Origin of the sequence: Chryseobacterium sp. BLS98 (assembly GCF_001045445.1) — a bacterium.
GTDB lineage: Bacteria > Bacteroidota > Bacteroidia > Flavobacteriales > Weeksellaceae > Chryseobacterium.
On record NZ_LFNF01000006.1, the window covers coordinates 21,512 to 33,734 of the forward strand.

11 protein-coding genes and 1 pseudogene are annotated in these 12,223 nt (G+C 37.5%); 7 read left to right on the top strand and 5 right to left on the bottom strand.

Features of this window, described 5'->3' with window-relative positions:
• The first annotated feature begins 119 nt into the window (after nt 1–119).
• From ACM40_RS19910 to ACM40_RS19935, 6 genes are all read left to right on the top strand, one after another.
• Nucleotides 120–629, top strand: a complete 510-nt coding sequence (locus ACM40_RS19910; RefSeq protein ID WP_040997687.1) for an RNA polymerase sigma factor — start codon at nt 120–122, stop codon at nt 627–629.
• The gene (locus ACM40_RS19915; RefSeq protein WP_048504551.1) at nt 604–1,272 is read left to right on the top strand and encodes a hypothetical protein; all 669 of its coding nucleotides are present in this window, start codon (nt 604–606) and stop codon (nt 1,270–1,272) included. The genes ACM40_RS19910 and ACM40_RS19915 overlap by 26 nt, the downstream gene beginning before the upstream one ends.
• 62 nt (nt 1,273–1,334) lie before the next feature.
• Nucleotides 1,335–2,615, top strand: coding sequence for a DUF4252 domain-containing protein (locus tag ACM40_RS19920; RefSeq protein WP_048504552.1), 1,281 nt, complete (start codon nt 1,335–1,337; stop codon nt 2,613–2,615).
• A 12-nt stretch (nt 2,616–2,627) separates the two neighbouring features.
• Entirely contained in the window at nt 2,628–3,128 is a 501-nt protein-coding gene (locus ACM40_RS19925; RefSeq protein WP_048504553.1) for a DUF4252 domain-containing protein, read from the top strand.
• A gap of 223 nt (nt 3,129–3,351) precedes the next feature.
• Complete coding sequence (guaB, locus tag ACM40_RS19930; RefSeq protein WP_048504554.1) at nt 3,352–4,812, top strand: IMP dehydrogenase; 1,461 nt, start codon at nt 3,352–3,354, stop codon at nt 4,810–4,812.
• A gap of 259 nt (nt 4,813–5,071) precedes the next feature.
• Nucleotides 5,072–6,937 (top strand): GEVED domain-containing protein, encoded by a 1,866-nt coding sequence (locus ACM40_RS19935; RefSeq protein WP_048504555.1) that lies wholly within the window; start codon nt 5,072–5,074, stop codon nt 6,935–6,937.
• Between the two features lie 66 nt (nt 6,938–7,003).
• On the opposite strand, the gene ACM40_RS20340 is transcribed toward ACM40_RS19935, so the two are convergent.
• From ACM40_RS20340 to ACM40_RS19955, 5 genes are all read right to left on the bottom strand, one after another.
• Nucleotides 7,004–7,201, bottom strand: a complete 198-nt coding sequence (locus ACM40_RS20340; protein WP_083996912.1) for a KTSC domain-containing protein — start codon at nt 7,199–7,201, stop codon at nt 7,004–7,006.
• A 98-nt stretch (nt 7,202–7,299) separates the two neighbouring features.
• A complete protein-coding gene (locus ACM40_RS19940) occupies nt 7,300–7,983 on the bottom strand; it encodes a T9SS type A sorting domain-containing protein (RefSeq protein ID WP_048504556.1) in 684 nt (227 codons plus the stop codon).
• 6 nt (nt 7,984–7,989) lie between these two features.
• The gene (locus ACM40_RS19945; RefSeq protein ID WP_083996913.1) at nt 7,990–8,580 is read right to left on the bottom strand and encodes a phage tail protein; all 591 of its coding nucleotides are present in this window, start codon (nt 8,578–8,580) and stop codon (nt 7,990–7,992) included.
• 134 nt (nt 8,581–8,714) lie between these two features.
• Nucleotides 8,715–10,574 carry an AAA family ATPase gene (locus ACM40_RS19950; protein WP_048504557.1) on the bottom strand — a complete coding sequence of 620 codons (1,860 nt, stop codon included), beginning with the start codon at nt 10,572–10,574 and terminating at the stop codon, nt 8,715–8,717.
• 14 nt (nt 10,575–10,588) lie between these two features.
• Nucleotides 10,589–11,659, bottom strand: coding sequence for a DUF4407 domain-containing protein (locus ACM40_RS19955; protein WP_048504558.1), 1,071 nt, complete (start codon nt 11,657–11,659; stop codon nt 10,589–10,591).
• Nucleotides 11,660–11,974: 315 nt separating this feature from the next.
• Here ACM40_RS19955 and ACM40_RS19960 point away from each other — a divergent pair.
• Nucleotides 11,975–12,223: pseudogene (locus tag ACM40_RS19960) on the top strand (T9SS C-terminal target domain-containing protein); the annotation flags it as partial.

Below are 12,223 nucleotides of genomic sequence, written 5' to 3' on the forward strand. Positions count from 1 at the left end.
CCTTTGTAAGCTGGTTTTATCAGAATTCAGAAGGAGAAAAAATATAAAATCATTATTTTTTTAAAATGTAATGTAATAGAATTAAGATTTTAATTGTCTTACCTATAGAAACAAAACTCATGACCCAAGAAACTTTCAAGAATACGGTGTTTATTCTCAAAGACGAGATGTATCGTTTTGCGAAAAGATTCGTTATGAGCAGTGATGAGGCAGAAGATGTGGTGCAGGACCTGATGGTAAAGTTCTGGCAGAAGAAAGAGGAACTCGGGCAGTTTGGAAATTTAAAATCCTACGCTTTGAAATCCGTCCGGAACGAATGCCTAAACCGGCTGAAGCACCATGATGTGAAGTTAGGATTTGCAGATTTGCAGCTTCACCGCTCGGAATTGTACAGCATGGACATCAATAATCTCAAGGAGCATATTATAGGTTTTATCAACCAGCTCCCGGAGAAACAGAAAATGGTAATCCATCTGAAGGACGTAGAAGAATATGAAGTCTCGGAAATCTCCGAAATGATGGAAATGGAAGAAAATGCAGTCAGGGTTAACCTGATGAGGGCGAGACAAAAAGTAAAAGAACAAATATCACAACTGATGAGCTATGAACAAAGATCAATTTCAGAATAAATACAATGAAATCTTCCACGAGATAAAGGAAGAAAAGATGGAGTGGAGTTTTGAAGATTTTCTTCAGAAAGCAGAAGGCGGAGATTCGGAATCGAATGAAGCTCCTATTATCCCGCTTCAGAAAAATAAGCCTTCCTTCCCGAAATGGTTCTGGATGGCTGCCGGATTAGTGCTTCTTTTCTGTGTCGGTTTTTTGTTGAATGATTACCGTACAGGGGTAGCTGAAAGAGAAAAACTGGTAAAAGATGAGGTTTTAAAACAAAAATCAAGCTTTATTGAAGAAAATAATGACCATCAGGAGCAGGTAGCAGTTAACCATACCGATTCCATTTCCGGAACCAAAAAAGACTCTCTTTTTCAGGAAAATTCAGTAGCAGAAAAAGATGTGATGGATGAAATCCTGCCGAAAAGAGGAAGACTGAAAAAAGAATTAAAACCGAGGTTTGTAGATAATTCCTCATATAAAAATAAAAAAACTTTAAAGGATTCCACAGGTTACAAAGACTCTTATGTTATTGTAAACGGTAAAAGGATCGAAAATGTAGATGAGGCTATCAATGTCACTAAATATTCATTTCAGGTATTTGCGAATAATGTCAGTGAAAAATTGGTTCAACCGACAGTGGTAAACGACGATTATTAAACAAAAAATAGATTATGCTCCTGATCAGGCACAAATAATCAGCTTAAAATAAAAATTGACTCATGAAAAAAATATTTATAATATTCGCGCTCGCTTTTTCCCATTTCTTTACCATGTATGGTCAGAGGGATAAATTCGACATGCTTTTCGACAGATATCAGGAAGTGGAAGGAGTTACCTCCATTAAAATTGCAAAACCGATGTTCGGCATGCTCAGCAGCCTTAATATTGACGATTCCCAGCTGGATCAGATTAAGCCCCTGCTTTCGAAGATTAACGGATTGAAAATCCTTATTACGGAAAACCCGGAAAATGTTAATACTACAGAAGGCCGTAAAGTTCAGGATAACCTTTCCAGACTAAGCAAAGATGTTTCGGTATATTTAAAAAACCTTAACTACAACGAAATCATGTCCGTTAATAATTCAGGAGCAAAGATTAAGTTTCTTTCTGCCGATGCGAAAGACGGAATATTGGATGACCTTTTACTGAGTATCGACGGAGGCAAGGGAGAAAACATCCTGGTGATGCTGGACGGGAAACTTTCTATGGATGATGTGAATAAAATCATTAATTCCAGTGAAACCAAAACCAATCCTGTAACCAACCTCAGAAGCAGTCTTACTTCCGATAATAATTCTTCATACCTTAACGGGGAAGCAAGAAATGTTGGAGAATTTTCAGGAATCAATGTAAGCACAGGAGTAAACGTGGTTTTCAAACAGGAAAGTCCAACCAATGTGAAAGTGATCGCCGATGCGGATAAACTTCAATACATCATTACAAAAGTAGAAAATGGGGTATTAAAAGTTTATGTAGATAATAAAGGGACAAAGAACCTCAAGTTTAAGAACTTAAGCGTTAATATTTCATCTCCGAGAATGGATAATATCAAAGTATCTTCAGGGGCGAACTTTAACGTGGTGAACGCTATCAAAGAAAATAACCTGGCTATTGATGTATCATCCGGAGCCAACGTAAAAGGAGATTTTAAGATCGACAATACATTAGATATCGGAACTTCATCCGGGGCTAATATCAGAGCGGGAGTTACAGCGGGAACTATTACAGTAAAGGCATCAAGCGGATCCAATACCGCGATTGAAGGAAGAGCTGATTCCGGAATTATAGACATCAGCAGTGGTGCACTTTGTAAAGCCGATGATTTAAGATTGAATAATCTTGAGGCAGAAGCTACATCAGGAGCCAATCTTTCAGTAAATGTTTCTGCGAAGCTGAAAGTAAAAGCCTCTTCAGGAGGAATTGTAAAATATAAAGGAAGACCGGAAATAGAATCCAATATCAACAAAACATCGGGAGGAGCCCTAAAACCTATCGACTAAAAAATAATCACCATGAAAACTCTAAAAAACATTTTTCTCGGAACCTTTATATTGTTGATGCTTCAATCCTGTCTGCCTTCAGGAAGACCTAATATGGACTTTGTCAGACAGTCGGAGTATGATTTTAAGGGAGCAAAATTTGTCAGCTTCAATGTTCCTGTATTTATGGCGAAACCTTTTATTAAAAAAGCTTTGAGGGAAGATGGTGAAAGTGAAGAAGTGATCAGTTTGATCAAGAAAGTTTCCAAAATAAAAATAATGACGGTAGATAACGGGAACAAAGATATGCTGAACGAATATTCCAAATATCTGAACAATAATGATTTTGAAGAATGGGCTACCATAAAGCACAACGGTGAAAACGTCAATGTAAGAGTAAAACAGAACGGTGAAACCATTAAAAACATGATGATCACCGTAAATTCAGACAAAGAACTTGTCTTTGTGGATGTTAGAGGGAGTTTTACAGCAAATGATATTTCAAAGATGATTAACGCTGCTACAGATAAATAGCTCATTGATAGTCATTTATTATGGAGAAATCTATCAGAGAAAAAAGATTATTCAATAACTGAAAACAAGTAGTTTCATATACTAAATTTATTTTGTACGACAGGCCGTTCTGAAAAAGAACGGTTTTTTTCATTTAAGTTATTGATTATTAAATTTTATTTAAACTATTGAAAAGGATTTTCATATCTCGTCAAAATAGCCTAATTTTGCAAAGAAAGTAAAGATGTCTATTCATAACAAAATTGTAGAGACAGCCATCACTTTCGATGACGTTCTTCTAGTCCCTTCTTATTCAGAAGTTTTACCTAACCAGGTATCATTAAAATCAAGACTTACCGACAAAATTACACTGAATGTTCCGATAGTTTCTGCTGCGATGGACACAGTTACTGAGGGAGACCTCGCTATTGCCCTGGCAAGAGTGGGAGGTTTAGGTTTTATTCACAAAAATATGACGATCGCTGAACAGGCGGCACAGGTAAACCGTGTAAAACGTTCAGAAAACGGAATGATCTCCGATCCTGTTACCCTTTCAAAAGACCATACTTTGGCTCAGGCTAAAGAAACAATGGCCAAATATAAAATTTCCGGTCTTCCTGTTGTAGATCCTGATAATGTACTGATCGGAATTATTACCAACAGGGATGTAAAATATCAGGAAAACCTTGATATGAAGGTTGAAGAGATCATGACCAAAGAAAATCTGATCACTTCTGATAAAAATACCAACCTTGAAAAAGCAAAGGAAATCCTTCTTAAAAACAGAGTTGAAAAACTTCCTATCGTAGATAAAGACAACAAATTAGTCGGATTGATTACCATTAAAGATATCGACAATCAGCTGGAATATCCGAATGCCAATAAAGATGAGAACGGACGCCTTATCGTAGGAGCCGGTGTAGGAGTAGGCGAAGATACATTAGACAGAATAGCGGCTTTAGTAAAGGCGGGAGTAGATATCATCGGTATCGATTCTGCTCACGGGCATTCAAAAGGAGTTCTGGATAAAATTGCTGAAATCAGAAAAACATACCCGGATCTTGATATCGTAGGCGGAAATATCGTAACGGCTGAAGCAGCGAAAGATCTTATTAAAGCCGGAGCAAACGTTCTTAAAGTAGGAGTAGGACCAGGTTCTATCTGTACAACCAGAGTAGTTGCCGGAGTTGGTGTTCCTCAGTTATCTGCTATTTATAATGTATATGAATATGCAGCATCCAAAAACGTAACTGTTATTGCTGATGGTGGAATCAAGCTTTCCGGAGATATTGTAAAAGCTATTGCAAGTGGTGCAGGAGCAGTAATGCTGGGATCTCTTTTGGCCGGAACTGATGAAGCTCCGGGAGAAGAAATTATTTTCCAGGGAAGAAAATTCAAATCTTACCAGGGAATGGGAAGTCTTTCTGCCATGAAGAGAGGAGGAAAAGAAAGATATTTCCAGAGTGAGGCTAAAAAATTCGTTCCGGAGGGAATTGAAGGAAGAGTACCACACAAAGGAAAATTAGAAGATGTAATCTTCCAATTAACCGGAGGTTTAAGAGCCGGTATGGGATATTGCGGGGCCAAAGATATTGAAGCTTTGCAGAAAGACACCAAAATGGTAATGATCACCGGAAGCGGATTAAAAGAATCTCATCCACACGATGTTATCATCACTCAGGAAGCTCCGAATTATTCTTTGTAAATATTTTTAAGTATATAAAATGCCATACAGATCTGTATGGCATTTTTTTTTAGGAATTAATATTTTGATTTAGAAATTTAGTCTTATTCTGTTATATTATTATTTAATTAATTTGACAGGTTATTTTTCTTATAAATTTGAAAAAAACATGAATTATTTTGTAACAAAAACTATTTATTGTTACTAATAGGTGTATTGGGATACATCAATCTTCGCTAATAAAGATTGATCTTTAATTAAAATTAAAATATTTGAAGCTATGAAGAAAACTTTCCTTTATGGGGCAGTGCTATTTTCGCTTTCATTATCAGCGCAACAAAAAAAAGATTGGTGCGACTTTGATGCTGAGCAGCGGGTACATCAAAAAGAAAATCAGGAAATTGATGAAATGATTCGTAATATTCGTGATCGTATCGTTAGTTCCAATCAAAACAGCACCGCTAAAAATGGAAGTACTTTTAAAACAGTGAATGGAGTTTACGAAATTCCTGTGGTTGTACACGTAATAGCACCTACCGGAGCTGCTATTGGATCTGCTTACAATAAGAGTGATGCCCAGATTCAGGCATGGCTGGATCGTTGTAATGCAATGTATGCAGGTACTTATCAGTGGTCGCAGGGAGTTCCTGCCGATTTTGGGACTGCTGCTACAATGCCGATAAAACTGGTTTTAGCCAAAAGAGATCCTAGTTGTAATGCTACAACAGGTATTATCAGATACAATGGAGGAACACTGGCAGGATATGATGATTACGGGGTAAAGCGTAGTGGAACAAACGGAGTTACTACAGCGCAGGTAAAAACAATTGCTCCACACTGGCCTGAGGCTTCTTACTTTAACATTTATATTATGAATAAAGTAGATGGTGGAGGTCAATATGGAATTATGGGATGGGCAGGATTACCTCAAAACCCGGATTCTTCATATGAATCTTTTATGAAATCCTTTGTAGTTACTTTACAGGATGATATTACTTTAGCGCATGAATTTGGACACAGCATGGGATTGCTTCACACCTTCGGAAATGCAAATGCTGATGCGCCACAAGGAACTACTGATGTTTCTTACTGTCCTGCGCAGACTAATAATGACTGTACCAGGGATGATGACCAGGTTTGTGATACAGAGAGGTCAAGAAGTTTGCTTAATGATCCGGCTCCAACCAATAACAGCATGAATTATTGTACAGGTACCAACTATCAGGGAGTACAGTATAATATGATGAATTATACAAATCCAAAAGCGTTTAAGTTTACCAACGGACAACACGACAGAGCAGCTCTTTATTACTTTCTAATGAAAGGGGCATTGAGTACTTCACTGGGAGGAACAGCACCTTCTACAGCTTCTCCTATAGGAACACCTATTCCTGCATGTGCACCAAGTGGCTTGGCAACTCCAAGTAATTATTTTGTAGGGCCAACTTTGGTAAAATTAGGAAATATTAATAATGCCTCAACTGGTTATTGGCAGAATGCTGCTAATTTCTATGAAGACTATACAGGAGCAAGTTGTTTAAGAGCTACGTCAACTCAGCTTCTGGCAACAGCTACCCATAATCTTCAGGTGAATGTTTCAGATTCAAATAATGAAGTAAGAGCATGGATTGATTTTAATAATAACGGAACTTTTGAGGCTTCTGAACTTGTTGGTTCAGCTGATAATATCATTGCAGATCCTACTACTTTAATAGGTACTTTTAATGTAAGCTTTACAGCTCCTGCTTCTACAGTGCTTAATACTCCTTTAAGAATGAGAGTAATTGTAGATGATGAGAATCCTAGCATTACCCCTTGCGGACAGTTGAAATACGGTCAGGCAGAGGATTATACAGTGAAATTTGTTAGTGTTTTGGGTACAAGTGAAGTCAAGGCTGATAATAACGATCTTGTGATCTACCCTAATCCGGTGGCAACAGGTGATCAAGTATTCATTAAGGCTAAAAATGGCAAAAACCTGAAAGTTTCTATTTCCGATATGTCAGGAAGACTGGTGGCAAGTCCATCTGTAACTGAAGAAGGAAATGGGGTTTATAAAGTAAACCAACAGCTTGAAAAAGGAGTTTACATGGTTCAGATTTCCAACGGAAAAGACAGCAAAACTTCTAAACTGATCATTAAATAAAATTTTGATCATACAGAATAATCAATGCCTCCAGTAATGGGGGCATTTTTTGCATTACTATTTATGTCAGATTATTTTAATGTATTTAAATCTGGGTTTGATAACACTGTTCAGGAACCTTCCTTTTGATCTGGCTTCCCTGAATTTCTCAGCTATTGATGCCGGCACCCTGAGATAATCATAAACAGCTCCGGACTGGTAGATGATTCTTAATATCTCAGTCTCGGGAGTGTAAATATAGCTGTTGACGACACTTGATGGCATATAAGTTAATCAGCAAAAAATATTCCCAAAAAAATAGCTTTCAGAGGATTCCGAAAGCTATATCAATAATCAATTTAATGCTATAAAGGCATTGCTTTTTATTTTTTCACAAATTTAAACTCATAGGATTCGAAATTATCAGCAATAATTTTAAGAACATAAACTCCTGTAGAAAGAAGGGAAACATTGATCTTTTGATCAAATTTTTCAGACCTTATAAGCTGTCCGTTTGCATTGTAAATCTGTATCTTCTGTCCGTTATCAATTCCCGAAATACGGATCACATCTGAAACCGGATTCGGGAAAACCTGGATTTTAGATTTTGTAACTTCTGATGTGGCTAGTGAAGAGCTGTGTACATCTCCCGTCATGGTAGAATTGCTGCCTGTAAGGTTTCCTCCGCATTGCCCGCTGGTTACGGTTGTATTTTCTACCCATGTTCCGAATGTGTTGCTTGGTGGTCTCTGGCTGCCATTGTTACCCGTTGAATTATAATAAATCAGCAAAGGGCTGGCAAAAGTTCCGTTGCCTTCATCAGCAAGAAATTCCCATCTTGCAAGGGCATTGTTCCACTGGATTTTAAATTCACAGGTTCCCAGGCCTCCACAAGGCTGGCCGTCAATCGGTGTGGTGATATAGATGCCTTTATTGTATGAATCTACTCCAGTTTTGTTGAATACAAAGTTCTGGTCATCAAACAAATTATGACATCCATTGAAAGTAATGGTCTGCGCCGCCATTGAACTTCCAAATGCTATGATTAACAAGTAGAGGATTTTCATAACTTATTAATTAAAAGATGGATAGATTCCCTGTAAAGCTATAATGCATCTCATCGTAACAAACGGAGGCCTGTTTTCATGGGGTTGAGATCCTCCTGCCGGATTTACCATAGTAGCTTTCATCGTTGTATTGGCGGTTGTATCAGAATATTCTTTATCTAAAAGCTTTGTGTCTGCAGGGAGATTGCCTGTAGGCGTATTCTGATTACCCTCTGCAGTTACAGCATTTACAGTATGACTATGAACAGGCATTTGTTGTTGAGTCAGTGTCACAGTTTCACTACCGCCAATTTCCCCTATTAAATAATTCTGTGAAATGCCTGGTCCTTGTCCCTGGGAAACTAAAACTCTTCCTCTCATATCAGGCAATGCAAAATTGGTAGTTCCGTTTCCTCCGTAAGTGGTCCCCAGTAAGGAAAAAAGAGCCTGGTTTTGGGCTATGGACAAAAGTTGTCCGTTACAGTCTGCCCATCCGTTTGGTGCCCTGTTGTAGGGTACGAAAGCGATCTGTCCGAGGAAAGGTTCTGATTGTGCTTTTAGGGTAGCGGTAAACGCACTCCCGATAAGCAGTGTGCATGCTAAAATTAAATTTTTCATAATGATTAGTTTAGTGATGTAAAATTATAAAATATTTCATATAAAATAATTATATATAGAAAAAACCTTTCAGAATTAACTGAAAGGCAAGATTTTATTAATGACAATTTGTATTATAATAGATTTTTTCTCTATTATCCAAGCAGCTTATGATATTCTGCAATATGCAAATATCCCTCTTCTTGAATGGTCACCTCGAGCTGATATTTTTTGGCTATCAGGTAAATCTCTTTAGGCACCATACTTCCTTTTTTGCTGAGTTCTACACTCATATCTTTCAGAAGGTCTAAATGAAGAATCAGATCCTCCCTTGTTTTTTTTGCAAGATCCTGTATTAGCTTTTCAATTTTTTTGTCAGTAATATCATGCTGCATACGGTATGCATATTCTTCCATGTTGTAGGCAGCCTGATATTCTTCATCAAATCCGTATTTCCTTATATAATCGGCGGCAAGCATGGTTGCCTGTTCTCTGTCGTGACTTCTTCCTATGCTTGCATTGTTTTCTCCGAATACAATTTCTTCAGCGATACCACCGGCAAGATAAATTTTAATTTTGTCGAGGATACTTTCTTTAGTATCATGAATCTGGTGTGGGAAAGTAAATCCTGCGGCATAGCTGCTGGCTACCTTACTTTTTAGCTGTAAAGGAGCAAAGCCGGTATAAAGCATATAAGAAACGGCATGTCCGCATTCATGAACACTGATGTTGGCTACTGCATCAAGCTGGTTGGATTGGCGAATACTGTCGATTCTTCCGGTATAAGGAATTTCAATAATTCGGTTTCCTATTTTCCCGGTAATTGTCTTCCGGTTCACCGGATAATCTATTTCAATGCTTTTATCGTCATTGATGATGGCTTCAAACAGAAATTTGCTGAGGTTAGTGTCGAGGATATCTACCACGCTGCTGAATACAGGACGTACACCCTGTACAGGGAAAACGCCGTTTCTGTAGATCAGCTCATTGATGTTTTTATTGATTTTTAAGCTAATTCCAAATTTTGATTTTGTCTTGGTTTTAAGATTGTTGATCTCCCTTTGGATAAGCTGCTGAAAATCCTCTGTTTTCAAAGAAAAATAAATCAAATGAATATTTCCGAACCGGGCTACCTGCTCCGGACGAAACTTTCTCGATAGTGCATTTTTTATATCAACAATCGTTATCTTCTTTGTGAATGCATGGTAAATATTGGCATCTATGTCTGCCTCGCTGGTTTCGCGGGACATCTGGAAAGCTTCGTCCAGATTTCCACTGATGATGATCAGCATTTTGCTATAATCTACCGGTTCATAGATCTTTTTTTCTTTTTGCTTCTTTAGGATCAGCTTGATCATATCTTCCTCTTTCATATCAATGATGCTCATCACATCATCTTCCATGCTGAGGTATTTTTTCAATTCTTTGGCATCCCACAGGTTCAGGTAAGGATTCTCATCCATTTCCGTTTCACCGTTTTTCTTGCGGCGTTCATTTTCCTTTTTGCGTAAAAGGTAAGAGAACAGGTAATGTTCAAGATCATCGCGTTCTCTTTTGCTCAATTTGCCATCGCTTAAAAGCTCCCAAAAATCTGTAAATTTCGTTTGGGGTACCGGCGTACCATCAGGATCGATCGTATTGAAACGCTGGATTTCATCGAAAAGAACTATGCTCGGTTTTTCATCGTTGAGGCGGTTACTCTGGAAAATATCGGAAACACTTTTGCTCCATGAAGTTTCATCACTGTTGCTGAGCTCTATTTCTACAAAACGGTTTTGAAATTCCAGGAAACGGACTGTTTTTCTCACAAGATCTGTTTTTCCTACCCCAGTCATTCCCCATAGGTTGATGACTACGGGACGGGTCAGGATTTCAGGCATCAGATACCAGATCTGGATGTATTCCATTAAATCATCAATAATCTTATCAATTCCGATGAATTCTTTTTTCAGAAATATTTTGCAGTCGTCCAGTATTTTCTTTTTCTTCCGGATCTCTTCTTTATCAATAATCATGCGTGAAAAATACGCTATTTTTTTAAATTATCTTTAAAATCATCAATTCTGAAATCGGTCAGAGCATTTCCTTTTTCAATTTTTTCTTTAGAATAGAGCCTGAAATCATTTTCTGTTTTTTCTAACAGATAGTCATAAGGGCCAACGTGAGAAATTAATTTCACTAAAACGGGGGAGATTTCCAGACAAATAAAGAGTCCCATAATAAAAGCTGCTGCCAACCCAATTATTGCTGAATTTTTGCCCAATTCATCCAACGCCTGGAGCCTGGCTGCAAATCCGTTGAATTTATCCTCAAAGGTATCTGAAGATTTTCTTTCTGTTTCCAGGTTAGTATAAACCTTGGAGATTTCTTTATCCAAATATTCCAGCCTGGAAGCATTTTGTTTCTGGAAATCTTCCAGATCCTTACGGCGTTGCTCTTTCAGTTCCTGCTTACGTTTTGCATTGGGACCGTAACCTTCTTTTCCACTGGTTAGTCCGGACTGTTTTCCAAGAATTTCTTTTTCAAGTTCCACGGCTGCAGAGTCATAAGCTTTTTGATACTGTGCTGTTTTTTCGGCAATCTGTTTCTTTTCTGTCTCAAATGGTCCGCTTTGCTGCAGAATTCTGCCACTCATTTCTCCCTGAAGCTGTTTCTTGTTCCTTTGGATGATGGTGTTAAGCTGTTTGTTGACCTCTTTTTCAAAAATTTTAAGTTCCAATGGTTTGGAAATAATAATTCCTAAGAATGTTGCCAAAATCAGACGGGGGATAGACATTAAAATCTGGTTCCACCACGTCCCTGTTTTTTTAATAGAAGAAACAATGTAGCGGTCTAAATTAAAGATCATCAGTCCCCACAGGATTCCAAATCCTATGGAAGTCCAGATATTATCAAATACAGTATACATGGCATACCCTGCAGATAAAGTTGCGAATACAGCTGTGAATAATACAATTCCTCCAATCCCTGAAAATTTATTCCATTCGCTCGGAGTCTTTCTTAAAATATGAATATTTCCTCCGGAGCATACCATCAGGAATTTCTGGAACCAGTTTATTTTGTGATTCGTTTGATTTATAGTTTGTTGGTTTGTTTTCATAACTGAAAATTTATACAAATGTAGTATTAAAAATCATACCAATGTAAAAGATAGTATTATGTTTTGCCAAGTAATTGTGTGTTTTTATTTAATTATTTGATTTGTAGTGTGTTATTAATGATGGCTGTTTTATTTGTTTTATACGACAAGTTTTGTCGCTCTCCGTCGGTACCTTTACCTCATTAAAACATTATAAAAAACACCTATGAGTGATAAAACAGATATTAAATCTCATTAATGGGATCTTTTAAGTATTAAAAAATGTTAAATTTGCCCAAAATTATAAAAACTAAAATTAACTAAATACACAAGCAGATGAAGAAAATTTACTCTGGTGCATATATTCTATGCACAGTTCTTGGCCTTTCTGCCCAGGAAGTATTGTGGCAGAAAGATATTAAATCCAATACTCAGGATTTTCTAAGCCAGATCACGACAACCATTGACGGCCAATATTTAATAACAGGAAGCAGTATTCAGAGCAGTAAGCTTCAGGCAGAAGGCAGTAAGCAGAATGGTGGCTACGATTTCCATTTAATCAAATTAAACCAGCAGGGAGAAGAA

Bases quoted from the DNA above. Each gene is read 5' to 3' on its own strand.
- ACM40_RS19935 (WP_048504555.1), top strand. From the start codon at position 5,072: ATGAAGAAAACTTTCCTTTATGGGGCAGTGCTATTTTCGCTTTCATTA.
- ACM40_RS20340 (WP_083996912.1), bottom strand. From the start codon at position 7,201: ATGCCATCAAGTGTCGTCAACAGCTATATTTACACTCCCGAGACTGAG.
- ACM40_RS19910 (WP_040997687.1), top strand. From the start codon at position 120: ATGACCCAAGAAACTTTCAAGAATACGGTGTTTATTCTCAAAGACGAG.
- ACM40_RS19920 (WP_048504552.1), top strand. From the start codon at position 1,335: ATGAAAAAAATATTTATAATATTCGCGCTCGCTTTTTCCCATTTCTTT.
- ACM40_RS19950 (WP_048504557.1), bottom strand. From the start codon at position 10,574: ATGATTATTGATAAAGAAGAGATCCGGAAGAAAAAGAAAATACTGGAC.
- ACM40_RS19915 (WP_048504551.1), top strand. From the start codon at position 604: ATGAACAAAGATCAATTTCAGAATAAATACAATGAAATCTTCCACGAG.
- ACM40_RS19945 (WP_083996913.1), bottom strand. From the start codon at position 8,580: ATGAAAAATTTAATTTTAGCATGCACACTGCTTATCGGGAGTGCGTTT.
- ACM40_RS19940 (WP_048504556.1), bottom strand. From the start codon at position 7,983: ATGAAAATCCTCTACTTGTTAATCATAGCATTTGGAAGTTCAATGGCG.
- ACM40_RS19925 (WP_048504553.1), top strand. From the start codon at position 2,628: ATGAAAACTCTAAAAAACATTTTTCTCGGAACCTTTATATTGTTGATG.
- guaB (WP_048504554.1), top strand. From the start codon at position 3,352: ATGTCTATTCATAACAAAATTGTAGAGACAGCCATCACTTTCGATGAC.
- ACM40_RS19955 (WP_048504558.1), bottom strand. From the start codon at position 11,659: ATGAAAACAAACCAACAAACTATAAATCAAACGAATCACAAAATAAAC.